Source organism: Pseudomonas sp. GM79, from assembly GCF_000282495.1.
Lineage (GTDB): Bacteria > Pseudomonadota > Gammaproteobacteria > Pseudomonadales > Pseudomonadaceae > Aquipseudomonas.
This window is the reverse complement of record NZ_AKJE01000075.1, coordinates 1-25536: the sequence shown is the minus strand read 5'-3', so window position 1 is coordinate 25536 and position 25536 is coordinate 1. Positions and strand designations below refer to the sequence as shown.

The following is a 25536-nucleotide window of genomic DNA, read 5'->3' as shown; positions in this document are numbered from 1 at the left end:
CAGGCTGCGTTCTCGCGATACGTGCCATCGGAATACCTGGCCCAAACAGACCTGTAGATTCCGCTGGTGTTTAAGATGCATAGCGTTGGCTGCGGAGTTTGCTTTATTGCCCTTTCGTTCATTCATCCATTGCTCTTTCTTGCTCTGCCTCTACCTTGTTTTGAGGTTGATAGAGTCGCGGTATGGTTGTGTACCCGGTATGTGAAGCGGCATTGCCAGTCGCTCCCTGTGACTTTGCTTTTTCCTCTTTCAACCATTCGTCCATTGCTCTTTCTTGCTCTTCCGATACCTTGATTTGAGGTTGATAGAGTCGTGGTATGGTTGTGTGCCCGGGAGGTGAAGCGGCATCGCGAGTCGCTCCCAGTAACTTTGCGTTTTCCTCCTTGATCCATGCATCCATTGCTTTTTCTTGTTCCGCCGATACCTCGTTTTGAGGTTGGTAGTGCCCCGGCGTGGCTATATATCCACTGCTGTCATAACTGGGTTCGTCGTTTTTAACGGTGCCATCCTTCAAGCGCTCCGATGAACCAGCAATGTCTCCTAAACTTCTATCGTCCTTTTTAGTTTCAGTCGCAACCTGGCTTGAGTTCTGATGGGCAGAGTTTTCACTCGATTTAGCCGTGTTTGCGGTGGGTGTATCACTAGCTGTGTTAGATTTCAGGGTGGGGGCAGCGGGAGCAGAGACGGCCTCTACTCTAACTTTTGATTTGTTTTTGTTCGCCAATTTATTTCTACTTTTTTGCACTTTCTTAGTCGTTGAAAAAGCAGAGTCCAGTTCCTTTTTATTCTTTCGAATAAGATTGTCAATTGGAGCGTAGCTGATAATTTGGTTGGATTTTCTTTTTATGTTCGAGTTGTAAAATTTCACTTGCTTCTGTGTTAGCTGAATATTAGCAATGGGTGGCAACCGAATGAGACCAATAATCGCCTCGCGAGCAACGGCGTATGTAAGTTGGTCAAGGCTGTAAACAACACTATTACTTGATTTTGGTAGGGTGGGGGAGAGTGTCATTACTTCAATGGCGCTATCATGCTTGGAGAGTGTTTTTCCTGCCACTAAATCTTTATATGTGTAAACAACGTTGCACTTCGATCGGACTCCACCCCAGGCGTTGCTTACAGATACTGAAGATACTTCTGTGCTTATTTCAATGCGCCCACTGTAATGTCCAAATTCGATAAAGCGATCACTGTTATGAATTTCTTTCTGGGTCGCATTCTTGATAGCAGTTCCCCAGTTTGAAATCTGTACTTTACCTGAAATGCTATTGTCGATATTTACATTTCCTTCGTTTTTTATTTCTGCGGGAAGCACAATAACGTCTACATTGTATGCAAGGTCATAATAGTCAATATCAGAAACAATGCTCTTGTCTCTTTCGCTTGAGATTTCTGAATAGTTTCTTATGTTGGCGCAACTTGTCACTCCGAAAAAGCTAAAAGCCAGCAAGAGTAAGGCCGTTCTTTTTTTTATCGACATGTTACTCTCCTGGCTTTGTCGCTAACGTATAACAGTGATTAGACCGGATTCGGCGATAACGAAATAATAGAAGTCTCTAGATAACTCTGCGTTACCGATTCCGACTTTTTTTAAAAGTCCCTATAAATCATGGGCCTATATTTCACGCCCAGCACCTCAGCGCCACTAGCCGATGACAGACCGCGATCAATAGGTGGTCGGGGAAACTGAGTGCACCCCTTGGTTTTGGGAGGCCGCGTTTGGCCCAGGCTGTCGTGACTGGCCGAAATCCCCCGGGCTGACGTTCAGGGAAAACGAATCCGTCGTCCTTTTCCCCGGCGTCAAACCAAGGTTTCGGTGAGAGCGGGGCCTATGTGTGTTCCGAATGGAATTGCGCGCAAAGGTGCAGTACTTTGTATTTGTAGCACCCTCGTGTCGCAGTCCTGTCCGTTGAGAGGTGGCCTTCATGAACAACATCATCTACATCGTCGGGGTCGTTGTGATCGTCGTGGTTATCCTGTCATTCCTCGGGTTTGCATAGCTTCGAAGACCCACTGAACGATTGCCGGGCACCTTGCAGATGCATCTGAAGCAGTCAAGCCTTGACCCACCGTTGACGGCTCCAGCTGCTCAATGTATCGACCGCGAATACCAGTAACAGCATGGCCAGAATAACCGTGCTGGCTTGCGCTTCCTGGAACAGGCTGAGGCTGACATAGAGCATTTGCCCCAAACCACCGGCGCCGACGAAGCCGAGCACACTGGCCATGCGGATATTGTTTTCCCAGCGGTACAGGACGTAGGCCAGTAGCTGTGGCAACAGGTTGGGCAGGGTGCCGTAACAGAAAGCCCATATGGCATTGCCGCCCTGCAAGCGGATGGCTTCGGCCGGTTCCGGTGGGGTGTTTTCCAGCGCTTCGGCGAACAGTCGGCCGAGCACGCCGGTGGTGTGCAGGGCTAGCGCCAGGGTACCGGCATTGGGGCCCAGACCAGCGGCAAGGACCATCAGTGCGGCCCACACCAGTTCCGGAACCGCGCGCAAGGCGTTGAGCACCAGGCGCGACGCGCTCTGCAATGACCAGCCGAAGCGCCCGGCCGCAGGCAAGGCCAATAGCAGACCGAATACCGCCGCGAGCAGGGTGCCCAGGGCAGACATGGCAATGGTTTCCAACGCGCCGTGGCCGATGGCTTGCAGATGCCCGGGGCTCAGGTCCGGGCTGAGAAAACGCTGCGCATAAGCGCCCATCTGCTTCAGATTGCCAGTGCCGCCCAGCTCGCCGAGGTCGATGCCCAGGTAGATGAACGAGGCGATCACTGCTGCGCCGATGCAGAGCAGCAGTGCCAGATTGATCAGGCGATTCATGCCAGCCTCCAGCGCAACAGGCGGCTGAGTTGATCGGCGAGCAGTACCAATACGAGGAACGTCAGTAACAAACTGGCCACTTCGCCGCCGGCGAACATGCGCAACGACAGATCTATTTGCTGGCCAAGACCGCCGGCACCAACGAAGCCCATCACCACTGAGGCGCGGATGGCGCATTCCCAGCGGTACACCGTGTACGACAGCAATTCCGCCGCGACATTGGGCAGGATCCCGTAGCAGAAGGCTGCGAGCCGACTGCTGCCCGATTGCAGTAGCGCGTGCGCCGGGCGCTGGTCGACCGACTCGAAAATTTCCGCGTAAACCTTACCCAACATGCCGCTGTAGGTAATGGCAATGGCCAGCACCCCGGCCGTCGGGCCGAGGCCGACGGCGCGCACGAACAGCAGGGCCCAGACGATTTCCGGCACGCTGCGCAGGAAGATCAGCAAACCGCGTATCGGCCAACGCAGCAGTTGGCCCCAATAGCTTGGGTGGCCGGCACGGGAAGCAGCAGACAGCGACAGAGCACGGCTGGCCAACAGGCTGGCGGGGACTGCCAACAGCAACGCCAGGGCCATGCCGGCCGTGGCGATGGCCAAGGTCTGCAGGGTGGCTTGCAACAACAGCTCAATGAACTCCTCGCCATGGGCCGGCGGCCAGAAAGCTGAGACAAACCGGCCCATCTCGCTCTGACTGTCACTCGCCACCAGTACGCTGAGGTCCAATTCGCTGAAGTGGATCCCTGGCCACAGCAAGACGAGGGCCAGCAAGATGAACAGCAGGCGGGGTCGGGTGGCCGGATCTCGGGTATCACGGGTCAGCATCGGGGAATCTGCACACTCAAGGGCGCCGGAGCAATCGGTGGGGATAGCAGTTGTTCGTTGGCGTAAAGCTGGTCGAGCAACTCACGGTCGACTTCGCTGGCCTGAAGGTCGAACAGGATCTGTCCATCACGCAAGCCGATGATGCGCGAAAAATGCGCCAGGGCCAGCTCCACCGCATGCAGGCTGGCGACCAGGGTGACGTTGTGCTGCCGGGCATGGCTACAGAGCACCGAAAGCGTGTGCTGGGCCAACACGGGGTCCATGGCCGAAACCGGCTCATCGGCCAGCAACACCTCGGGCGCCTGGTACAACACGCGGGCAATGCCCACGCGCTGCAGCTGTCCACCGGACAATTGCTGGCATTGCGCGAACAACTTGTCACTCAGGTCCAGCCGGGCCAATGCCGCGCGTGCGCCCGGAATATCCAGTGGGTGCAGCAGGTTCAGCAGGCTCTTGCCTAGACCCCACTGCCCCAGCTTACCGGCCAAAACCGCGGTGACCACACGCTGGCGCGGTGGCAGGGGAGGCGACTGATGGATCAGGCCGATGCGTGCGCGCAGACGCTGACGCTGACGGGCAGAAAGCTGCCAGGCTCGCTCACCGAGCACCTGCAGCTCGCCGTTGCCCGGACGCAGGGCGGTGGCCAGCAGGTTGAGCAGGCTCGACTTGCCCGCGCCGGACGGGCCGATGATGGCGACCTGCTCGCTTGCACCGATGTGCAGGTCCACGCCACGCAGCGCCTGGACGCCATTGGCGTGGGTAAGGCTGATCTGGGTCAGACGCAATGTCATTTGAGCAGTTCGGCGGCGAGGGCGGCTTCCTCGATGCCCTTGTAGTTCTCAGGCTTGGTTTCGATGAATCGGCTGGCGGCCTGCAGATCCAGAATCTCCTTGTCCGCAGGCTTCGCCGGATCGAGGGCCAGGAAGGCTGCCTTAATCTTGGCCGCCAGCGCTGGATCGAGGGTCCCGCGCACCGTCCAGTTGTAGTCGAAGTAGGCCGGGGTGGTCGCAAACACTTTGACCTTGGTGGTGTCGACCTTACCGGCGGCGACCAGTTTTTCCCACACGCTGGCGTTCAGTACCCCGGCGTCCACCTTGCCGGCCTGGACCCAGGCAACAGTGGCGTCATGCGCGCCGGAGTAGCCGACTCGGCTGAAGTAAGTTTCAGGCTTGATGCCGTCCTTCAGCATGAAATAACGCGGCATGAGACTGCCCGACGTGGAGGACACCGAGCCAAAGGCAAAGGTCTTGCCCTTGAGATCGGCGAGGGACTTGACGGCAGGGTCGGCGGTGATGAATTTGCTGGTGAATTGGGCGTCCTGTTCGCGCTGTACCAGCGGAATGGCATTGCCGGTTTTCAGACGTGCCTGCACGAACGTGAAGCCGCCCAGCCAGGCCAGGTCGATGCGATCGGTAGCCAGCGCCTCGACCACGGCCGGATAGTCGCTCACGGGCACGAACTCGACTTTCATGCCCAACTGTTGTTCCAGATAGGCGCCAAGCGGCTTGAACTTGCGCAGCAATTCGGTAGGGGCTTCATCGGGAATCGCGCTGACTTTCAGCGTATCGGCGGCCTGCGCCAACAGGGTGCAAAAAGGCAGGATCAAGCTGACGGCCAATGCCAGGGTACGCTTGAGCATGAAAATCTCCGGTGTATGAACAAATGAATGTCGAGGCGCCAAGCATGCCTGGCGCTTTGTGAGGGTAGACGAAAGGAAGCGATATTGACTAATACCAGTCAGTTAAGCGCAATCCCTGTGGGAGCGGGCTTGCTCGCGAAGACGGCGGCACAGTCAATATTGATGTTGCCTGACACATCGCCTTCGCGAGCAAGCCCGCTCCCACAGGTTTCGCACCTGACTGGCTGGCATTGGCGATATTGACCGCTTTTGGCCCAATTGCAATCGTTCATGAATGGACAAAATATCTGGACCGGAATCGTTACGTTGTCGGGCTTGTTGCTTCCAGGTGACTGAGCAACCACTCGCTGAAGCTTCGTGCATTGCTCTCACTGTCCCGATGGGTCAGCAAGGCCCAGTTCGGGCCGCGAATGGTTTGCTCCACCAAGGGTTGCAACAAGCCGTTGGCGCGTGCCTGCTGACTCAGTAATTGGCTGACCAAGGCGATACCGAGCCCTGCACAAGCAGCGTCCAGTAGCAGGCCGGGGTCGGAGAAGTTCAGCCCCTGATCTTGCTGGCCTACATCGATGCCGGCTTCCACCGCCCAGTGACTCCAGTCCATTTCCCTCTCACCATGAAGGGTTGTGCGTTGTTCGCGTGGCAGCGCCAACAGGGTTGGGTGACAAGCCGGGTAGAGGCGGTCTGCGTGCAGCACCTTGAAGCTGCATTCGGCTTGAGAGCTGATGTCATCGCGCACAGCGAGGTCGATAGTCTGGCTGGCCATGTCCGGGACTTCATCGGTACTGAAAATCCACAGATCGACTTCCGGATGCTGACGGCGAAAATCCCCCAGGCGCGGCAGCAGCCAGTGACGGGCGAACGCCGGGGTGGTGTTGAGTACCAGTTGGTTGGGTTTCTGATACTGCCCAAGCCGGCGAATGCCGACGGCCAGTTGTTGCAGCAGCGTCTGGGTGGTGCTGAGCAGGTCGTGACCCGCATCGGTCAGGCTGACGCTGCGTCCACTGCGAAAGAACAAGGGCTGTTCAAGGTACGCCTCAAGGCTGCGAATCTGCTGACTGATGGCGGACTGAGTCAGGTGCAACTCGTCGGCGGCCTTGTGGAAACTGCCCAGCCGGGCAGCGGCTTCAAAGCCGCGGAGGGTGCCGAGCGGTGGCCAGTGCTTGAGCATATCGATAAGTTCTCCTAATCAGTTTTCCGCAAAATCCATCGTTTGTTTGCCCTTTTTTACAGCCGTAGCATGCATGCCAAGACCGCCAGTGCAATTTTCGTTGAACACAATGGCTTAACTTAAAGGTGCTTGTCATGCAGCAGAATGAAATTCGAAACAGTGGTTGGGTGATGCCGGCAGAGTGGGTCAGGCACACCGCGACCTGGATGGTTTGGCCACATAACCAGGCGCTCTGGGAATCGGGTTGGGGCGTCACGCTGGCGCTGGTCCAAGAGGACTTCGCCCGCGTGGCCAACGCCATTGCCCGTTTCGAACCGGTGAAGATGGTCGTCGACCCCTCTGCAGTCTCCAGTGCCCACGCGCTGTGCGGACCCAACATCGAATTGATCGAGCTGGCGGTGAATGACAGCTGGTGCCGGGACTCCGGCCCAAGCTTCGTTTGCCACCCGCAACAAGGCCTGGCCGGTGTGAGCTGGCGCTTCAATGCGTGGGGCGGAAAGTCGGCGCACGACCTGGACGAAAGCCTGGCGCGCCGCGCACTCAATCACCTGGGCGTGCAGTGTTTTGGTACACCGCTGAGTAACGAAGGCGGCGCCATCCATGTCGACGGCGAAGGCACGCTGATCACTACCGAGTCAGTGCTGCTCAATCCCAATCGCAACCCGGGCATGAACAAGGCCGAGATGGAAGAAATCTTCACCCGTTTGCTGGGTGTGAAGAAGACCATCTGGCTGCCGGGCGATCCGGACCATGTAACCGGCGACATGACTGACGGCCACGTCGATGGCGTGTGCGCATTCGCGCGTCCTGGCGTGTTGCTGGTGGACGCCACTCACGACAAGCACTCGGTGTATGCCGAAGTGATTCGGGAAAACCGTCGCGCTTTGGAGCTGGCAACAGATGCCCAAGGCCGCCAATTCGAGCTGATCGAGTTGTATGAAGCGAGCGATGCCGTGGACGCCGACGCTGAAGTGTTCTGTGCCTCCTACACCAACTTCTACATCGCCAACAACGCCATCATCATGCCGGCCTATGGCATCGATGCCGACCATGCGGCTGCGAAAGTGTTGGCTCAAGCCTTCCCCGAGCACGAAGTGGTACCGGTGCGGATCAATCATCTGGCGCATGGCGGCGGCGGGGTGCATTGCATCACCCAGCAACAACCCGCCTGGCCATTGGAGGGTTGATGCCATGACCCTGTTGACGATTGCCACCACCCAGATGCCCTGCACCTGGGACTTGCAACACAACCTCGATCAGGCTGAGCGCTTGGTGCGTGAGGCAGCTGCCAAAGGCGCCCAGGTCATCCTGTTGCAGGAGCTGTTTGCCACACCGTATTTCTGCATTGAGCAAAGCCATAAACACTTGGCGCTGGCCGAAGAATATCGAGACAGCCCTGTACTCAAGCGCTTTGCCGCTTTGGCCAAAGAGTTGGGGGTGGTGCTGCCGCTGAGCTGGTTCGAGAAGGCAGGCAATGCCTACTTCAATTCGTTGAGCGTGGCCGATGCCGACGGGCGCCTGCTGGGTGTGTATCGCAAGACCCATATTCCCAACGCCATCGGTTATCAGGAGAAGGAGTACTTCAGCCCCGGCGATACGGGCTTCCGTGTCTGGGACACGGCTTTTGGGCGCATCGGTGTAGGGATCTGCTGGGATCAGTGGTTCCCCGAGACCGCGCGTTGCCTGGCGTTGATGGGGGCCGAAGTCTTGCTGTTTCCCACCGCCATTGGCTCTGAACCTGGTTGCGCAGCGCTGGACTCACGTGACCACTGGCAAATGACCATGCGCGGCCATGCGGCTGCCAACATCCTTCCGGTCGTGGCGGCCAATCGCGTCGGCCCAGAGGTGGCGACCACCGATCCGACCCTGCAGATGAACTTCTACGGCTCGTCCTTTATCTGCAACCACAAGGGCAAGCTGCTCGCCGAAGCCGACCGAGACAGTACCGGCGTGCTGGTTCACAGCCTGGATTTGACCGCCATGCGTGAAGAGCGCCTGAGCTGGGGCATTTACCGCGACCGTCGTCCGGAGATGTACGGGGCGCTGTTAAGCCAGGATGGTCGTCACCTCAATGCACGCTGGAACACTCAAGGGGTTTGATATGCGCATGTCCAACAAGCTGTTGATCGGCGCGCTGGGATTGGCGCTTGGCGGTGCCTTGCCGTCGCTGCACGCGCAGGAGAAAACCCTCAGGCTGTACAACTGGGCCGACTATTTTGCCGAGGACACCCTGAGCCGATTCACCGCCGAAACCGGGATCAAAGTGATCTACGACGTCATGGATGGCAGTGAGACGCTGGAAGCCAAGATGCTGGCTGGCGGCAGTGGTTATGACCTGATCTTCCCGGGCGACACTGTGGCCGAGCGCTTGATGCGCGCCGGCAGCCTGCTGCCGCTGGACCGGTCAAAACTCATGGCCCTGGATGACATCGAACCCGGTTTGCAGAAACTGCGCACGCATTATGTGCATTCGAACCAGGCCACTGTCCCTTACACCTGGGGCACCATCGGCCTGACCTACAATGCCGAGCAGATCAAACAGCGCATGCCGGATGCCCCGGTCAACAGCCTGGACATGCTGTTCAAACCTGAACTGGCCGCCCGGTTTGCCGACTGCGGTATTTCGATGATCGATTCGCCGGACGAAGTGCTGGCGGTGGCGCTCAATTACCTCGGTCGTGAGCCACGCAGTGCAAAGCCTGAAGACCTGGCGGCGGCGAGTGAACTGTTGCTCAAACTACGGCCGTACATACGCAAGTTCCAGTCGCAGCCGGTGACCGATCTGGTGAACGGCAACCTGTGCCTGTCGCTCGGTTACAGCGGGGATATGACGCAGGCGCAACGGACGGCGGACACCGCCGGCAAGCAGACCACGTTCCAGTACCGGATTCCCCGTGAGGGCACCACGGTGTGGATGGATACCATGGCGATTCCCGTCGACGCCAGACATCCGGAGTACGCCTATGCATTCATCAACTTCGTCATGCGCCCGCAAAACATGGCCGCGATCAGTAACTTCACCGGTTATCCCACCTCCAATGCCAAGGCACGTCCGAGCGTCGATGCGACCATGCGCAACAACCCGGATATTTACCTCGACGAGGCCACTTACGAACGGCTGATTCCTGGCAAGGACATTCCCCAGCCCGACATGCGGGCGCGCATGCGAACCTGGACCAAGTTCAAGACAGCCACCACGAAATGACTTCAGACAAACATTCAGGAATCATCATGTCGACTCGTCGAGAGTTCATCAAACACGTATCGGTAGTGGCTGGTTTGGGCGTTGCCGTGTCCATCGGACTTGGCCTGACGCCCTTGAACGCACGAGCGGCCACACAAGGTGTCTGGCGCATGCCGGATGAGGGCGACAAACACCGGCGAGCCTTCGTCGCGTTTGGCGCGCAGGAGGCCATCTGGGAGGATTTCACCCCTGATGTGCAAGAGGCCATTGGCCTGATTGCTCGCACCATCGCCCACTATGAGCCGGTGACCGTGTTCTGTCGCAGTAACGAGCGGGGACTGGCCGAAGAACATTGCGGCACGACTGACATCACTTACGTCACCACCGAACTCGACGATGTCTGGATGCGTGATATCGGGGCCAACTTTGTCATCGATGGGGCAGGCGGGCTCGGCGCCGTGGATTTCAACTTCAACGGCTGGGGCAACAAGCAACAGTACAGTAAGGATGCGCAGGTGGCCGCTTTGGTTGCCGACACCGTGGATGCCAGTCACATCCGAAGCGAATTGGTGGGCGAGGGCGGTGGTATTGAAGTCGATGGTCATGGCACGGCGATCATGACCGAAAGCAGCTGGATCAATAGCAACCGCAATCCCGACTGGAGCAAGGCCGAGGTCGAGCAAGAGCTGAAAGCCCGCCTGGGCTTGCGCAAAATCATCTGGCTGCCGGGCATCAAAGGCAAGGACATCACCGACGCCCACGTCGACTTCTACGCCCGCTTCGTCAAGCCAGGCGTGGTGATCGCCAACCTCGACAACGACCCTGAGTCCTACGACCGGAAAGTGACACTGGCCCACCTGGAGATTCTCAAACAGGCCACGGATGCCGACGGCCGCAAACTGCAGGTGCATACCGTGTCGCCACCGCTCAATCCACGCAAGAGCAAGTTCAGCCGCAACAACCCGGACTTTGCCGCCGGCTACATCAACTACTTCGTCATCAACGGGGCAATCATTGCGCCGGAGTTTGGTGACAAGGCGGCAGATACCAGAGCCTTTGATCTGTTGTCTGAGCTCTACCCGGACCGTGAGGTGGTACAGCTCAACATCGACGCGATCGCCGCCGGTGGTGGCGGTATCCACTGTGTGACCAGTCACCAACCGCAGGCGTAGTCTGGACCAGCGCGTCGGTATGGCCTTGCATCCGCGGGCGCGGGTTAACCCTCCAGAGCCGCTTCGATCGCAGCGATGTCGATCTTGCCCATCCCCATCATGGCGTCGAACGCGCGCTTGGCCGCCGCTTGATCAGGATTGGCTATCGCGGCGTGATGGAACGGCCGTTATGGATCGGCTCTGTAGAAGAGACTGAATCCGAACGCTGACTTTTCAGAATCGGCCGAAACACCCGGTTTAGTAAGGGCAGCTCTCAACCCATGGCGATCATCTATCAGAACGCGACACCTCATTCGTGGGATCACCCTCGGCCAGCATCTGCCTCATGATTTCCCGCTCCTGCGGGCCAGGCAAAACGCCGCTGGTTTCTCCTTCCAGCACGGTAATGCCGTCCTCGTTGGTCATCGTGATAACCGCCGTCGCACGACCTTTTTCATCCATGTCCTTGATGAGCCAATGACAGGTGACGGTATCCCCTGGATAAACGGGGCGCTTGAAGTGGAAAGTCATCGCTGAGGCCAGCCAGCCAATCTGGCCGCCGATTTCAGTCATCAGGCTCGCCGTCAGCAGGCCATGAGAAACCGGCGCTTTAAGGCGTCGGGCTTCGGCGAAACGCGCATCGAAATGCACCGGATTGTAGTCGCGGGAGATCTGCGCGAAGTGCTGGATATCTTCCGCCGAGAAGCAGCGGGAGAGGGTGAAGCTATCACCCGTTTGAAGCCCTTCGGCTGCACGCTGTCTGAAGCTTTTCATTGAAGTCCCTTGTCCTGTCGACTAGAAGGAATGCTCGTCCCCTGGAAAGTCGCCCGCTTGCACATCGCCGGCGAAGTCGCGCGCGGCCCCGAGCAACACGCCCCGCATGTCGGCGTATTGTTTGACAAACCTGGGCAGAGGCCCGGTACGCAGCCCCGCCATGTCCTGCCAAACCAATACTTGGGCGTCGCAACCGTTGCCGGCGCCAATGCCGACGGTAGGAATGGAAACGGCGGCAGTGATGCGTGCAGCGACTTCAGCAGGCACCATTTCAATGAGCAGCGCGAAGGCGCCGGCGGCCTCGAAGGCGCGGGCACTCTCGATCAGTCGCTGCGCATTGTCACCTCGTCCCTGAACACGATAGCCACCCAATTGATGCTCGGATTGCGGGGTAAAACCAATGTGAGCCATTACCGGAATCCCCGAGCGGGTGAGTTTCTCGACCTGCGGCAGCATCTCAATGTCACCCTCGATTTTCACCGCATGGGCGCCACCTTCCTTCATGAAACGGACAGCGGTATGAAAACATTGCTCGGCAGAGGCCTGGTAGGAGCCGAAGGGCAGGTCGGCAATCACCAATGGTCTGCGGGTTGATCGGGTGACGGCCCGTACCAGTGGAATCAGCTCGTCAACCGTGACGGGAAGCGTGGATTCATGACCGTAGACATTGTTGGATGCCGAGTCGCCCACCAGCAGAACAGGAATGCCGGCTTCTTCGAAAATCGTGGCCGTGTACATGTCGTAGGCCGTCAGCATCGCCCACGTCTGGCCTTGCACTTTCATCTGTTGCAGATGAGGAATCCGGATACGTGATTTCACATTCGACACTTCGTTGTTGCCGTAAGGCGAGAACGTGTCACTCATTATCTTTTCCTCCGAGATGAATAATCGCTCAGTGCAAGATCTGCTCGATCAGCAACAGCACCGCGATAATGATCATGATCGCCCCCGAAAGCCGACTGACCACTTGAGCCGCAACGGGACGTGCCTGCAACACGATTCGAGAGCCGAACCCCACCAGCAGATAAATCACGCCGCAACTGAACGCATGGAGCAGGCCTAGCGCGATAATTTGCATCGGCACTGGCCAGGAAGCGGTCGGGTCGGTGAATTGAGGCAGTAGCGCCAGGAACAGCAGGAAGACCTTGGGGTTGAGGCCGCTCACGCAAAGCCCTTTAAAGGTCCAGCGCGCCCAGGAGGCGGATTCCTGGACTTGTCCCGCGCGAGGAACCGAGGGATGCACAAGCATGTTGATGCCCAGCCATAGCAGATACCCAGCCCCACCCACGGTGAGCACCGAAAGGGCAACGGGGTTGCTCGCAACAAGTCCGCCGACACCGGCCGCCACGACCAACGTTGCGACTAAATGCCCGATCAACAGCCCGGCCACGGCGGGCATCACGACACGCCCAAACAACCCCGCCGAGATCGCGTACGCCCAATCCGCCCCCGGTGTAATCACAAACAAAAACGACACAGCCCAGAATGCGGCGAGAACACTAAGGGTCATATTCGCCACCTTCTTATTTCAACGGGTACTTGCATGTTTCTATCTCGCAGACATTGAGAGTCGGTCCGACTTGTTTCGAAAAGTACGGACGATCAGCCATAAAGTTCACGGAAAGAATAATTGAAACCGGCTAGAATATTTTCTCTATTATTCCAGTCTGGATATCGCGTTGAGGGAGATTCTTCTATATGGACAGGATTGATCTGAAAATTCTTGCCGAGCTTCAGGCGGACGGGCGCCTGTCGGTGACTGAGCTGGCAGAGCGGGTCGGTCTTAGCCTGTCCCCATGCCATCGTCGGGTGCGTGCCCTGGAGGAATCAGGCGTGATTCTGGGTTATCGCGCACAGCTCGCTCCCGCCGCGCTCGGCCTTAACTTTTCGGCAATGGTGTTTGCGACGCTTCGCGAGGGCGATCGCCGGGCGGTTGAAGCATTCGAGGTGGCGCTTCAGGCGATCCCCCAGATAGTGGAGGCTCAAAGGCTTTTTGGAGAGCCAGATTACCTTCTCCATGTCGTCACCGGAGACCTGCCAGCGTTCCAGCAGCTTTACGATGAGCGCCTTTCCACGTTGCCTAACGTTCAGCGCCTGACTTCCACCCTGGTGATGAAACGAGTCATTCAAGACCGTTCGCTTCCTCTGTGACTTGAGCAAGTTTCATCGTCGACAGGCGATCCGAAGGCCTCGCCCCTTCGCTAATTACCGTCCGCCACCTTGCGTTCTATCTCCGCTATTTTTCGCCTGAGCTCTTCAGCCTCCAGCTCCCGGGCATGAGTTTGATTTACACCTTCGTTGTCACTGTCGCTGTCCTCAAGCTCTCTTTCGACCACATCGACAGGTTTGCCAGACGTATCGGCAGGCGGGACGTTCGAGGTCGTTTCTGATTTTTCGTCTTTAACACGGTCATCATTGTTCATTTCGCTCACCTCCATTGGCCTACACATTGGATTCAGCGGTATGGAGGGAGTTCGGGTTTTTCAGCCTTTATGACGCGGCTCAATACTTTCCGTTTTCAGTAACGCCTCTCCCTTGCCTTAATGGCATGTCGCAAACGCTCTCTCGCGTGTCGTCCCCGGCCAACCGCGCCAAACACAGGTGCGCTTGGTAATAAGCTTTATTAGGGAATGATCTAGGCAATAGCATTCCAAAAGCGACCCGATTCTTTTCTGTAAGCGACTACGTCGTTTTTTTAATAAATGAATAACCATCTGAATCTAAAGGGAAAATACTAAAAGCTCGGTGAATTTTTATTGTGTTTTCTATGTATACACAAGAAATACAATCTATTGACCACCCCAAAAACCCGTGCGAGTCTGGACTCATCAGTCAGGCGCAACTGACGGCAAAACCACCTCTGGAGGTCGTTTGTGAAAAACGGCAAAACTTGTCTCTACGAAGACTTGAAACGTCAAATTTTGACGATGGAACTCGATCCTGACGAAGCGCTGGATGAAGTCATTCTCAGCGAGCGTTATGGCCTGTCACGCACTCCCGTTCGAGAAGTTTTTCGCCGCCTGGCCGGTGAAGGTTATATCGACATTCGCGAAAATCGCGGTGCTCGAGTTATTCCGATGAATCACTCGACACTGCGAAACTTTTTCCTGGTTGCGCCGATGATGTACGCGGCCATCGGCCGTCTGGCCGTTCAAAACTTCAAGCCACGTCAACTGATCGATTTAAAAGACACGCAATACCGCTTCCGCCATGCCACCACTTCAAGGGATGCGCTGGCGATGGTGGTCGAGAACAATCGCTTCCACGCGATTATGGGTGAGATGGCGGGTAACCAATACCTGCAACCCAGCCTGGAAAGACTGCTTATCGATCACGCTCGAATCGGTAATACCTTTTTCCGGCCTCAGAACGAGGATATGGAACAACGCCTTGATCTGTCCGCCTGCCACCACGATTCATTTATCGAGGCCATTGAGCGTCGCGATGAAGGTGCAGTGGTTGATCTTGTGTTTGAACATTGGGAGCTGTCCCGAGAAAACATGGAAATCTTTATCGCGCCCCAAGGCATCAAGGCGGACGCGCTCGTTGATCTTCCACGTCATTCATCTTCGGAGAAATCGTCTTGAAATTTGAAGGTATTTATACGCCAGCAGTGACTCCGCATAAACCTGATGGGGAGATCGACTGGAGTGTGTACTCGGAAGTTTTGGAGTCGCTGATTGAGGCGAAGGTACACGGCATTATTATCGGCGGCTCGACCGGCGAATATTATGCGCAGACTTCAGAAGAGCGTACTGAGCTTGCCGCGTATGCCAAGGATGTCATCGGTACGCGGGTTCAACTGATCGTCAGTACCGGGGCCATTCGCACTGAAGATGCCGTTCAGTACGCCAAGGATGCCAAAGCGATCAAGGCGGACGCCATTCTCGTCACCAGCCCACCTTACGCGCTGCCGACCTCTCGGGAAAACGCGATCCACGCCCTGACCATCGATCGCGCCGCCAACCTGCCGATCATGCTTTACAACTACCCGGGTCGCATGTGCGTTTCGATGGATGAGGAATACCTCACCCGAGTGAGCGAATCGAAAAACGTCATTGCCATCAAGGAAAGTTCCGGCGACATGGGGCGTGTACATCTGCTCGCTCGCGAGTTTCCGAATATCGCACTGTCATGCGGTTGGGACGACCAAGCGCTCGAGTTTTTTGCCTGGGGCGCCAGGAGTTGGGTCTGTGCAGGGTCCAACTTCCTGCCAAAGGAACACGTAGCGCTTTATGAAGCTTGCGTGATCGAAAAGAACTTCGATAAAGGCCGTCAAATCATGTCGGCGATGATGCCGCTGATGAATGCGTTGGACGGTGGCAAGTTTGTGCAGTCGATCAAATACGGTTGCGAGGTTGCCGGGCTGAAAGTAGGGGATGTGCGGTTACCGCTTCAGCCTCTGGATCCTGAAGAAAAGCAAAGCCTTGAATCCGTCATCGCCGAACTGAAACGCAACGTAGCAAGCATTACTTCGGGAGCCAGCCATGGGTGATCTTCTGAGCAAGGCCGAATATGCCGCGATTGCCAAAGACATTTCGTTGCCATCCAACGCTTTCATCAATGGCGCGTTCAAGCCCGCGATCTCTGGCAAAACGTTTGCCACGAACAATCCGGCGACGGGTGAGTTTTTGACTAACGTCGCTGCCTGTTCGTCCGGGGATGTCGACTTTGCGGTGGCTAATGCCAAAGAGGCTTTTGAGGACGGGCGCTGGAGATCGATTTCTCCCAGGGAGCGCAAAGCTGTTCTGCTGAAGTTCGCGAATTTGCTTGAAACCCATCAACATGAACTGGCAGTTCTCGAGAGCCTCGACAGCGGCAAGCCCGTTAGTGAGTGTCAGTTGGTTGATGTGCCGGACACTATTCACACACTGCGCTGGCACGCGGAACTGATCGACAAGATTTATGACAACACCGCCCCAGTGGGCAGTGACGCGCTGACCATGGTTGTCCGTGAGCCGATTGGCGTGGTGGGCTGCGTATTGCCCTGGAACTTCCCCCTGCTGATGCTGGCCTGGAAAATCGGCCCGGCGCTCGCCGCAGGATGCTCGGTCATCGTCAAACCCGCCGAGCAAACCACGCTGACCACATTGCGAGTCGCGGAGCTGGCGTTTGAAGCCGGTGTGCCCGCCGGTGTACTCAACATCGTGACCGGCACCGGCAAAGAAGTCGGCGAGCCGATTGGCTTGCACAACGACGTCGACATGGTGAGCTTCACTGGCTCTACCGCGACCGGTCGCCGCTTTCTTCACTACGCAGCCGATTCGAACCTGAAACGCATCGTGCTCGAGTGCGGCGGAAAAAACCCTGCTGTGGTGATGGACGATGCCGAAGACCTGGATCTTGTTGCCCAGCATGTCGTCAACGGCGCGTTCTGGAACATGGGCGAAAACTGCTCCGCGACTTCGCGCCTGATCGTCCACGAGTCGGTCAAAGATGAACTGCTGCAGCGCATGGGCGCCTACATCCGCGAATGGAAGATGGGCGACCCGCTGGATCCTCAAAATCGCGTGGGGTCGCTGGTCAGCCCAGAGCATTTCGAAAAAGTGAAGTCGTACCTTGAGCACGCCACCGCCGCAAAGCTTGACGTCGTGTACGGCGGCGCTACCAAAGACGGTGCCTTCGTAGAGCCGACAGTGATTGACGGTGTCGGTCGAGACAGTCGGCTGTTCCAGGAAGAGATCTTCGGCCCGATTCTCTCGGTCACCACCTTCAACACGATCTCTGAAGCCATTGCCTTGGCCAATGACACGGTATACGGCCTGGCCGCCTCTGTTTATACCGGCAGCCTGCGACGGGCAATCAAGTTGTCGCGGGAAATTCGCGCCGGCATCGTCACCGTCAACTGCTTTGGCGAAGGTGATGCCTCGACGCCTTTCGGCGGCTACAAAGAGTCGGGCTTCGGTGGTCGGGACAAATCCATTTTTGCTCACGATCAGTACACCGAAATCAAAACCATCTGGATCGATGTGTCTGATCGGTCGGTTGATGAGACCGAAAAATGAGCACCCATACCATCAAGCGCCTACCGGTCGACACCGGGGTTTCAGGTTGGGAGGCGATTTCCATACGCACGGCTCCTGTCCGCCTGCTTGATGGGAACGTGACGGCGGACTGGCTGATTATCGGTGCAGGCTTTGCCGGTCTCTCCGCCGCTCGCAGGCTATCCCAACTGCACCCAGGCGATAGCATTGCGATCGTTGACGCCCATGAAGTTGCGAAGGGGCCGGCAGGCAGAAACTCTGGCTTCATGATCGACGTGCCGCACAGTCTTTCATCGGGGGAATATTCGGTTGCCGGTGAGTCTGCAACGTCGCAGGAAATCGCCCAGAACCGCTTTGCTATCGCTTTTGCAGCTGAAGCCGCCCGCGAATACGGCATGTCTACCGAGACCTTTGATCCCTCGGGGAAGATAAACGCGGCTGCAACAGAGCGTGGAATGAAGCTCAATGCCAATTTTGCCAAGTCGCTTCAAAGCATTGGTGAACAGTACGAGTTGCTGGACGCCGCGCAGATGCAAGAGATCACCGGTTCCAGCTATTACCACAGCGGGCTGTATACGCCCGGCGCGGTGATGATTCAGCCGGCTCAATACATTAGAGATCTCGCCTTCGGACTGGATAAGAACGTCAGCCTTTATGAACGGTCGCCGATTATCGAGTTGTCCAGAACGGGAAATAGCTGGAAGGCGAAATCTTATCGTGGCGCTGTTAATGCGCCCAAGGTGATTCTCGCAGTCAACGGTCATGTCGAAGACTTCGGCCATTTTCAAGGTCGCCTGCTGCACGTGTTTACCTACGCGTCGATGACGGCTGCTTATAGTCATGATGAGTTTGAAAGAGCGGTGACAGGCAAGGCTCGATGGGCTTTGTTACCAGCGGATCCGATGGGCGCGACCGTTCGCAAAATTTCTTCAAACGGTCTCTCGCGAATCGTCATTCGGACCAAGTTCACCTATGACCCCAGTATTCAAGTGACGCTGAGACGGGTTGCTGCAGTCGCCGAAGAACAACGGCGTTCTCTGGATGCGCGCTTTCCCGAATTGAAATCGACTCCGTTCGAATTCAGTTGGGCTGGGCGCCTTTGCTTGAGCCATAACAGTGCCCCGGCGTTTGGAGAGATAGAAGAAAACCTGTATTCGGCGTGCTGTGAAAATGGGCTGGGAACGGTCAAGAGCACCTTGGCCGGCGTGATGGCAGCTGAGTTAGCCACAGGCTCTCATTCGAGGGTTTTAGAAAGTTTCAGTCGTACTCCAGGGCCGAGCAGGCTTCCGCCAAAGATATTGACGAAGCTGGGTGTCAACTCGGTTATTCGTTGGCAGGCACTGAGAGCAGGGCGAGAGGGCTGAATTGCTTCAAACAACCGGCTTTTATTCTATGAAGGCCTAATCTCTAGTTGTAAACGTAGATCGGAGTTCGCCATGAAACAGATTTGGAAGGCAATCTGCGCTGTCGCTGTGGCTGGCATGATGTGTTTGCCCGTTCACGCAGAAGAAAAAACAATCACCATGGGCACACTTTCATGGGAAGACTTGACGCCCATTACCGGTATAACAAAGAAGGTGCTTGAGGACTCCGGTTATAGCGTAAAAGTCATAGAGTTTTCCGAATGGGGTATTGCTTACGCCGCATTAAGTAAAGGTGATATCCAGGTACTTGCTTCGCAAACCGACTATGCGGCGAACGATTATTGGAACAAGAACAAAAACCGTCTGGAAAAACTCTCCCCGGTTTCTTACGGGCTCTACCAGGGTATTGCAGTACCCAAGTATGTGGATATCGATGCTGTCGAGCAGTTGAATGACAACGCTGAAAAGTTCGGCGGCAAAATCATCGGTATCGAGCCAGGTTCGGGTTTGATGAGCGATGCGACCAATGCGGTCAACGCCTACGGCATCAAGCTGAAATTGCTGGAAGGCAGTACCGCGGCCATGACCGCGGCGTTGAAGTCGGCTGTCGATCGTAAAGAGTGGGTGGCTGTCACCGTTTGGGAACCTTCATGGATGGCGCAAAAGTTTGACCTGAAGTTCCTCAAGGATCCAAAAGGTATTTTCCCTCCACCACAAGGTTATTACTGGATTGGCCACAAAGATTTCTCAAAAGCTTACCCACGCGCGCGTGAAGTTATGGCAAGCGTATATGTACCGATTGCCGATATCACCGCGATAAACGGCGAGGTCAAGGATGGCAAAACCATGGAGCAGGCAATTAAAGGCTGGACAGATAACCATGCCGAGCTTTTGAAACGCTGGGAAAATATAAAGAAATAACGAACGTACTTTTCTCCGCCACTGCCGCCCTTTGATTTAATTAGAGAAACCAGCAAAAACTGGTTCGACGGGTTACGAAATGACAACGGCCAAAATAGACACTAACGAAGTGCTGGTAGATTGCCAGTCAGTCTGGAAAATCTTCGGTAAAGCCGCACCTGCTGCGATGAATGCTGTCGTTCAGCAGGGGCTGACCAAGACCCAGATCCTGCAAAATTACAGCTGCGTAGTCGGGGTCTCCGACGTCAGTCTCCAGGTTCGCCGAGGAGAAATCTTTTGCATCATGGGATTGTCGGGCAGTGGCAAATCTACTCTGATCAGGCTTCTGAACAAACTCATCACACCCAGCGCCGGTAAGGTTCTGGTCAAAGGCAAAGACCTTTCATCCCTGACGCCCGCACAGCTGCGGGAGGTGAGGGCGCGGCATATCGGCATGGTCTTTCAGAGCGTCGCCTTGCTGCCTAACCGCACGGTTCTGGAGAACACGGCGTTCGGCCTGGAAGTGCAGGGCGTGGGCAAGGCCGAGCGTTACAAAGTGGCCGAACAGGCGTTGGCCAAGGTGGGTTTGAGCGATTGGATGTCGCGCTACCCAAGCGAGTTGTCCGGTGGCATGCAACAACGGGTGGGGCTGGCGCGGGCGATCACGGCGGATCCTGAAGTGATCTTGATGGATGAGCCGTTCAGTGCGCTTGACCCCTTGATTCGTCGGCAGTTGCAGGATGAGTTCCGCCAGCTGACCAAGGAGCTTGGCAAGTCCGCGGTATTCATTACTCACGACCTGGACGAGGCGATTCGTATTGGTGACCGCATCGCGATCATGAAAGATGGCGCGATCATTCAGGTGGGTACTGCCGAGGACATTGTCCTTAACCCGGCTGACGACTACGTAGCGGAATTTGTCGCAGGTATTTCCAGATTGCATCTGGTCAAAGCTCAATCGGTCATGACGCCCGTCGAGCCTTACAAGGTTGCGAACCCTGGCTGCGACATCTCCAAGCTGACCAAAACCTCGCCCGACACGGATATCAACGAGCTGATCGGATTGACGATGAAGTCCGACCGCGATGCACTCGCTGTCGTCGATAACGGCGCAGTGGTTGGCGTCATTACGCTGCGTGATCTGCTTCGTGGCGTTCAAGGTATTCCGAATGAGTTCGCGGCCTCGTCAGGCGCCACAGTTCTGGAGGCGTCAACATGAGCACGCCTGACTTTTCCAACCAATTCGATTCGGCCGTCGACTCGAGCCTGGAATGGCTGATGGATAACGGCGAGTTTGTGTTCGACACCGCTAATACGATGCTGAAGGGCGTTTACGAAAGCGTTTTGTGGTGTATTGCCTATCCCCCTTATTACGTCATCGCGATTGTCCTGGCCTTGATCGGCTGGCGGGCGGTTGGCGTTCGATTCGCGATTCTCACAGGCCTGGCGTTGATATTCTGCGACGTCATGGGCTTGTGGCCGGAGACGGTGAGTACCCTTGCCTTGGTACTGACCGCCACAGTGTTGGCACTGGTTGTTGCGATTCCATTGGGTGTGTTGGCCGGTCTTGCGCCGTCATTTGATCGAGTCGTGGATCCGGTTCTGGATCTGATCCAGACCATGCCACCTTACATCTATCTGTTGCCGGCAATTGCGTTGCTCGGCTACGGCCCGGCAACCGCACTGTTGGCGACCTTTATCGTTGCCGTGCCCCCGGCCATGCGGCTGACCTCTCTGGGGATTCGCATGACTCCACAGGAGTTCATCGAACTGGGGGATGCCAGCGGCGTCACCCGGTGGCAGATGTTTTTCAAGATCCGGTTACCGTTCGCCATGCCAAGCATCATGGCCGGTGTTAATCAAAGCCTGATGATGGCATTCGGCATGGTCGTGATCGCCGGCATTGTGGGTTCTGGCGGGTTGGGAGAATCCATCTATGGGGCGGTACGCACACTGGATATCGCCAAGTCGATCAACGCGGCCATTGCCATCGTCATTCTGACCATGATTCTGGATCGGTTGGCGCAGAGTGCTGCACGGTCTCGGATGGGAGAAGCGCAATGACTACAATGGACATCCAATTTTCTCCAGGCGAGTTTCTGGCGCCCGCTGTGGACTGGCTGAACGCTAATTTACACGGGTTGTTCAAGGGCATTAGCCAAGTCATCGAGGCGATACTCGGCTTCGTTGAAACGGCACTGCTTGCTCCCCATCCTTATTTATTCATTGGCCTTGTCGTTGTTGCGGCGTTCTTTTTCGCTAACAAGCGAGTCGCTGTTTTCGCTGCTTTGATGTTGGCTTTTTGCTTGTTCTCTGGCCTCTGGGTCGCTTCCATTCAGACGATTGCGCTGGTATCCGTGGCCGTTTTGATATCGGTCTCCATCGCTTTTCCGCTGGGTGTCCTGGCGGCCCGTGTGAAGCGTGTAGATGAAGCCTTTCTGCCGATTCTTAACATCATGCAGACGGTGCCGCCTTGGGTTTACCTGATCCCCGCGGTGATTCTCTTCAGCCTGGGGCGCGTACCGGCAATCATCGCGACGATTGTGTACGGCATTCCACCAATGCTCAGGTTGACGACCCTTGCCTTCAAGCAACTGCCTAAGGATCTGCTGGAGTTGGGCCAGGCGTCCGGTGCTTCACCAAGGGATATTCTGTTCAAGATAGAACTGCCGACTGCCGCACCCACGCTGTTAGTGGGGCTGAACCAATGCATCCTGATGTCCCTGGCGATGGTGGTGTTGGCAGGTCTGGTGGGGGCGGGTGGTCTTGGGGCTGAAGTGACCCGAGGTCTCTCCAGGATGGAGATGGGATTAGGGCTTCGAGCCGGCTTGGCGATTGTTGCTATTGCTCTGCTGCTGGATCGTCTGTCACGCGGCGCTTTGCAGCGTCATTCCCCAAGCAAACTTCTCTGAAAGGGTTTTCAGCATGCGACATAGCTTTTTCTGCATTGACTCCCATGCGTGCGGAAACCCGGTGCGGGTGGTGGCGGGCGGCGGGCCTTTGTTGCCGTCCGTTTCGATGGCCGAACGACGTGAGATTTTCGTTCGCGATCATGACTGGGTGCGAACCGCATTGATGTTCGAGCCCAGGGGCCACGACATCATGTCTGGTGTGATCATCTATCCGTCCACGCGTGATGATTGTGACTTTGGTGCCTTGTTCATTGAAGTCAGTGGCTGTCTGCCGATGTGTGGGGCAGGCACGATCGGGCTGTCGACCGTGGTCATTGAAGAAGGCCTGGTTACGCCTCGGGAACCCGGCAAACTGGCGATCGAAACGCCGGCCGGACGCGTAGATGTCGACTACACCATGAACGGTGAGTTCGTTGACTCTATTCGTCTGTTCAACGTCGCCAGTTATCTGCACAGCGCCGACGTGGTGGTGGACGTGCCCGGCGTCGGAGAGCTTATTGTGGACATTGCCTTTGGCGGTAATTTCTATGCGGTGGTCGAGCCGCAGGAGAACTGGGCTGGCTTGCAAGGGCTGACCACGGCAGACCTCGTTGGCCTGAGCCAGAAACTGCGCTCGGCGCTGGCAGAAGTCTGTGATCCCGTGCACCCCGAGAACAGCGGGATCAGCGGCGTCCACCATGTCATCTGGTGTGACGACCAACACAGCACCGCAGCCGATGGACGTGGTGCGGTGTTCTACGGCGACAAGGCGATTGATCGGTCTCCGGGTGGCACCGGCACCTCGGCGCGCATGGCCCAACTGTTTGCCAAGGGGCGGTTGCACGTAGGCGATACGTTGCGCAATGAAAGCCTGATAGGGACGATATTCGAAGGGAAAGTCGAAGCATCGGTAAAAGTCGGAACGTTTGACGGTATCAAGCCAAGTATCGGTGGCTGGGCGCAGATCACCGGCCACAACACCATTTTCGTCGATGATAAAGACCCGCTTCGTCACGGCTTTCAACTGGCCTGATCGGTCGCATAATGGTGCTAGGGCTTTTTGAGCTTCTGCAGGTAGCATGACGCTTTACAAGCGCACCAAATGACAGATTGGCTAACGTAACCGAGTGGGTCGAACATTGATCGAACGACGTCAATTCAGCGGAGGCATGAAAGGGAAAAACCTCCGCTATCTGAATGAAAACCCTGGCGAGCCTGCTCGAATGACTCGGGCAGGCTTTTTGCTGCTCGAGCATTTCTCGCTGCCCGCGTTCACGCAAGCGCTGGACACGATTGTCACCGCGAATCTGCTGCGCCCCGGGTTGTTCTCTTCCCGAACGTTCGGCTTGAATGAGGGGGAGGTCATCAGCGATCTGGGCCTGGTCATTCGGCCGGATGCACGTATCGATTCTTCAGCCATTCACAACCTGGACCTGCTGGTCATTTGCGGCGGCTACCGGACAGAACTGAAGGCGACTGATGAGTTCATCAGCCTGTTGCGAGCGGCGGCGGATCAGGGCGTCAGTCTGGCCGGGTTGTGGAATGGTGCATGGTTCCTGGGCAGCGCAGGCTTGCTCGATGGATACCGTTGCGCCATTCACCCCGAACATCGTCCCGCACTCGCGGAAATCTCCAAGTCGACGCATGTCACCAGTGAACCCTATGTGATTGATCGAGACCGGCTCACCGCGTCCAGTCCCTCTGGGGCATTTCATATGGCGTTGGACTGGATCAAGGAACTGCACGATAAAGCCCTGGTCGAGGGTATCGAGGACATTCTTGCTTTCGAGGAGTCTCGTTATCGGCGCATCAAACCGGCTGAAAATATCTGTGTGAGCGCGCCATTGCGAGAGGTGGTCAAGCTGATGGACGCCAACCTCGAAGAGCCTCTGGAGCTGGAGCAACTGGCAGTCTACGCGGGCCGTTCCCGGCGACAACTCGAACGCTTGTTCAAGGAGCAACTCGGGACCACGCCGCAGCGATATTACATGGAGCTGCGCATCACCGAAGCGCGTCGACTCCTTCAGCACACAGAGCTGTCCCAGGTAGACGTGCTGGTTGCCTGTGGCTTTGTGTCGCCCAGTCATTTCAGCAAGTGCTATAGCTCGTACTTCGGCTATAGGCCTTCCAAGGAAAAACGGCTGGTCAAATAGCCGCTTTTTGAGTCCCGGTGAGGATCGCCCGACGGCGCAAAAACTGCCGTCGGGAATGGCCCGGTGGTAGCCGCTCGCTGGAGCCGGGCCACCGGATCAGTCCGCAGATTCAGCGCTTGGCCGCCATCGCGGTAACTTCCACGCGCATACCTTCGACCGCCAGAGAGGCCACGCCAACGGCGGCGCGAACCGGCCAGGGCTTGGTGAAGAAGCGCTTGTAGACTTCGTTGAAAGCGGCGCGATCGGCCATGTCAGTGAGGTAGATGGTCAGATGCAGAATCCGGTCCATCGAACTGCCGGCAAGCTCCAACGCTACCTTGAGCGCTTGCAGAGTGCATTCACTCTGCTCGGTGATGCCACCCAGCTCCAGACTGCCGTCGGCGCGGGTGGGGATTTGAGTGGAGACCAACAGGCCGCCGAAACCGGCGACATCGGAGGAGATGGATTCCGGGTCTGGGTCGGGGAGAAAGGTGATGTCGCGATTTGCCATGAGGGTTCTCGTGCTTGAGGTGGTAAAGGGCGGTTGTGTATGGGGCGGCTGGCAGCAGGCCAGATTAGCCATGCGGCCAGTTTACAGCCCCATCGTCGTGACTCAATGCCAGTCAGTTAAAGCGCGAAACCTGTGGGAGCGGGCTTGCTCGCGAAGGCGATGTGTCAGGCAACATCAATGTTGACTGTGCCG

The 25536-nt window shown here is 56.7% G+C and carries 26 protein-coding genes and 1 pseudogene; 15 read left to right on the top strand and 12 right to left on the bottom strand.

The features are described 5' to 3' along the window. Positions 1 to 118: 118 nt before the first annotated feature. The 6 genes from PMI36_RS10870 to PMI36_RS10895 form a co-directional block, all read right to left on the bottom strand. On the bottom strand, positions 119 to 1480 hold the full coding sequence (locus PMI36_RS10870; protein ID WP_008073191.1) for a hypothetical protein: 1362 nt from the start codon (positions 1478 to 1480) through the stop codon (positions 119 to 121). A 574-nt stretch (positions 1481 to 2054) separates the two neighbouring features. Further along, the gene (gene phnE / locus PMI36_RS10875; RefSeq protein WP_008073190.1) at positions 2055 to 2822 is read right to left on the bottom strand and encodes a phosphonate ABC transporter, permease protein PhnE; all 768 of its coding nucleotides are present in this window, start codon (positions 2820 to 2822) and stop codon (positions 2055 to 2057) included. Beyond that, positions 2819 to 3646 (bottom strand): phosphonate ABC transporter, permease protein PhnE, encoded by an 828-nt coding sequence (gene phnE, locus PMI36_RS10880; protein WP_008073189.1) that lies wholly within the window; start codon positions 3644 to 3646, stop codon positions 2819 to 2821. The genes phnE (PMI36_RS10875) and phnE (PMI36_RS10880) overlap by 4 nt, the downstream gene beginning before the upstream one ends. Next, positions 3640 to 4437 carry a phosphonate ABC transporter ATP-binding protein gene (locus tag PMI36_RS10885; protein ID WP_008073187.1) on the bottom strand — a complete coding sequence of 266 codons (798 nt, stop codon included), beginning with the start codon at positions 4435 to 4437 and terminating at the stop codon, positions 3640 to 3642. Before PMI36_RS10885 ends, phnE (PMI36_RS10880) begins: the two co-directional genes overlap by 7 nt. Further along, positions 4434 to 5285 carry a putative selenate ABC transporter substrate-binding protein gene (locus PMI36_RS10890; protein ID WP_008073185.1) on the bottom strand — a complete coding sequence of 284 codons (852 nt, stop codon included), beginning with the start codon at positions 5283 to 5285 and terminating at the stop codon, positions 4434 to 4436. Before PMI36_RS10890 ends, PMI36_RS10885 begins: the two co-directional genes overlap by 4 nt. 301 nt (positions 5286 to 5586) lie before the next feature. Next, positions 5587 to 6453, bottom strand: coding sequence for a LysR substrate-binding domain-containing protein (locus PMI36_RS10895; RefSeq protein WP_008073183.1), 867 nt, complete (start codon positions 6451 to 6453; stop codon positions 5587 to 5589). A 134-nt stretch (positions 6454 to 6587) separates the two neighbouring features. Between PMI36_RS10895 and PMI36_RS10900 the strand changes: the two genes are divergently transcribed. From PMI36_RS10900 to PMI36_RS10915, 4 genes are read left to right on the top strand one after another with little or no spacing between them, the layout of a single operon-like run. Next, entirely contained in the window at positions 6588 to 7640 is a 1053-nt protein-coding gene (locus PMI36_RS10900; protein ID WP_008073182.1) for an agmatine deiminase family protein, read from the top strand. A gap of 4 nt (positions 7641 to 7644) precedes the next feature. Further along, positions 7645 to 8553: an N-carbamoylputrescine amidase gene (gene aguB / locus PMI36_RS10905; protein WP_007895956.1), complete on the top strand. Its 909-nt coding sequence runs from the start codon at positions 7645 to 7647 to the stop codon at positions 8551 to 8553. 1 nt (position 8554) lies between these two features. Beyond that, positions 8555 to 9658: an extracellular solute-binding protein gene (locus PMI36_RS10910; protein ID WP_008073181.1), complete on the top strand. Its 1104-nt coding sequence runs from the start codon at positions 8555 to 8557 to the stop codon at positions 9656 to 9658. Between the two features lie 26 nt (positions 9659 to 9684). Then, positions 9685 to 10809: an agmatine deiminase family protein gene (locus PMI36_RS10915; protein ID WP_008073180.1), complete on the top strand. Its 1125-nt coding sequence runs from the start codon at positions 9685 to 9687 to the stop codon at positions 10807 to 10809. Between the two features lie 44 nt (positions 10810 to 10853). On the opposite strand, the pseudogene PMI36_RS32085 reads toward PMI36_RS10915, so the two are convergent. From PMI36_RS32085 to PMI36_RS10930, 4 genes and pseudogenes are all read right to left on the bottom strand, one after another. After that, positions 10854 to 10961 (bottom strand): annotated as a pseudogene (locus PMI36_RS32085) (VOC family protein); the annotation flags it as partial. A 115-nt stretch (positions 10962 to 11076) separates the two neighbouring features. Further along, a complete protein-coding gene (locus tag PMI36_RS10920) occupies positions 11077 to 11562 on the bottom strand; it encodes a MaoC family dehydratase (RefSeq protein ID WP_008073178.1) in 486 nt (161 codons plus the stop codon). 21 nt (positions 11563 to 11583) lie between these two features. Then, the gene (gene panB / locus PMI36_RS10925; RefSeq protein WP_008073176.1) at positions 11584 to 12426 is read right to left on the bottom strand and encodes a 3-methyl-2-oxobutanoate hydroxymethyltransferase; all 843 of its coding nucleotides are present in this window, start codon (positions 12424 to 12426) and stop codon (positions 11584 to 11586) included. 28 nt (positions 12427 to 12454) lie between these two features. Beyond that, positions 12455 to 13072: a LysE family translocator gene (locus PMI36_RS10930; protein WP_008073174.1), complete on the bottom strand. Its 618-nt coding sequence runs from the start codon at positions 13070 to 13072 to the stop codon at positions 12455 to 12457. Positions 13073 to 13260: 188 nt separating this feature from the next. On the opposite strand from PMI36_RS10930, the gene PMI36_RS10935 reads away from it, so the two are divergent. Continuing rightward, entirely contained in the window at positions 13261 to 13713 is a 453-nt protein-coding gene (locus PMI36_RS10935; protein ID WP_008073172.1) for an Lrp/AsnC family transcriptional regulator, read from the top strand. 50 nt (positions 13714 to 13763) lie between these two features. Here the strand turns inward: PMI36_RS10935 and PMI36_RS10940 are convergent, their stop codons facing one another. Continuing rightward, positions 13764 to 13985 carry a hypothetical protein gene (locus PMI36_RS10940; RefSeq protein WP_008073170.1) on the bottom strand — a complete coding sequence of 74 codons (222 nt, stop codon included), beginning with the start codon at positions 13983 to 13985 and terminating at the stop codon, positions 13764 to 13766. Positions 13986 to 14435: 450 nt separating this feature from the next. Between PMI36_RS10940 and PMI36_RS10945 the strand changes: the two genes are divergently transcribed. The 10 genes from PMI36_RS10945 to PMI36_RS10990 all read left to right on the top strand — a co-directional run bounded on the left by PMI36_RS10945 (position 14436) and on the right by PMI36_RS10990 (position 24854). Beyond that, positions 14436 to 15149, top strand: coding sequence for a GntR family transcriptional regulator (locus PMI36_RS10945; RefSeq protein WP_007895940.1), 714 nt, complete (start codon positions 14436 to 14438; stop codon positions 15147 to 15149). Next, on the top strand, positions 15146 to 16057 hold the full coding sequence (locus tag PMI36_RS10950) for a dihydrodipicolinate synthase family protein (protein ID WP_008011804.1): 912 nt from the start codon (positions 15146 to 15148) through the stop codon (positions 16055 to 16057). Before PMI36_RS10945 ends, PMI36_RS10950 begins: the two co-directional genes overlap by 4 nt. Next, positions 16050 to 17567, top strand: a complete 1518-nt coding sequence (locus PMI36_RS10955) for an aldehyde dehydrogenase (protein WP_008073168.1) — start codon at positions 16050 to 16052, stop codon at positions 17565 to 17567. Before PMI36_RS10950 ends, PMI36_RS10955 begins: the two co-directional genes overlap by 8 nt. Next, positions 17564 to 18910, top strand: coding sequence for an NAD(P)/FAD-dependent oxidoreductase (locus PMI36_RS10960; protein ID WP_008073166.1), 1347 nt, complete (start codon positions 17564 to 17566; stop codon positions 18908 to 18910). Before PMI36_RS10955 ends, PMI36_RS10960 begins: the two co-directional genes overlap by 4 nt. Before the next feature lie 72 nt (positions 18911 to 18982). Then, entirely contained in the window at positions 18983 to 19831 is an 849-nt protein-coding gene (locus PMI36_RS10965; protein WP_008073164.1) for a glycine betaine ABC transporter substrate-binding protein, read from the top strand. Positions 19832 to 19910: 79 nt separating this feature from the next. Then, the gene (locus PMI36_RS10970; protein ID WP_008073159.1) at positions 19911 to 21029 is read left to right on the top strand and encodes a quaternary amine ABC transporter ATP-binding protein; all 1119 of its coding nucleotides are present in this window, start codon (positions 19911 to 19913) and stop codon (positions 21027 to 21029) included. Next, positions 21026 to 21874: an ABC transporter permease gene (locus PMI36_RS10975; protein WP_008073157.1), complete on the top strand. Its 849-nt coding sequence runs from the start codon at positions 21026 to 21028 to the stop codon at positions 21872 to 21874. The genes PMI36_RS10970 and PMI36_RS10975 overlap by 4 nt, the downstream gene beginning before the upstream one ends. After that, complete coding sequence (locus tag PMI36_RS10980; RefSeq protein WP_008073156.1) at positions 21871 to 22722, top strand: ABC transporter permease; 852 nt, start codon at positions 21871 to 21873, stop codon at positions 22720 to 22722. Before PMI36_RS10975 ends, PMI36_RS10980 begins: the two co-directional genes overlap by 4 nt. Positions 22723 to 22735: 13 nt before the next feature. Further along, a complete protein-coding gene (locus PMI36_RS10985) occupies positions 22736 to 23734 on the top strand; it encodes a 4-hydroxyproline epimerase (RefSeq protein ID WP_008073155.1) in 999 nt (332 codons plus the stop codon). Between the two features lie 106 nt (positions 23735 to 23840). Further along, entirely contained in the window at positions 23841 to 24854 is a 1014-nt protein-coding gene (locus tag PMI36_RS10990; RefSeq protein WP_177319495.1) for a GlxA family transcriptional regulator, read from the top strand. Between the two features lie 109 nt (positions 24855 to 24963). Here PMI36_RS10990 and PMI36_RS10995 read toward each other — a convergent pair whose 3' ends face one another. Continuing rightward, the gene (locus PMI36_RS10995; protein WP_008073153.1) at positions 24964 to 25344 is read right to left on the bottom strand and encodes a RidA family protein; all 381 of its coding nucleotides are present in this window, start codon (positions 25342 to 25344) and stop codon (positions 24964 to 24966) included. Positions 25345 to 25536: the final 192 nt, after the last annotated feature.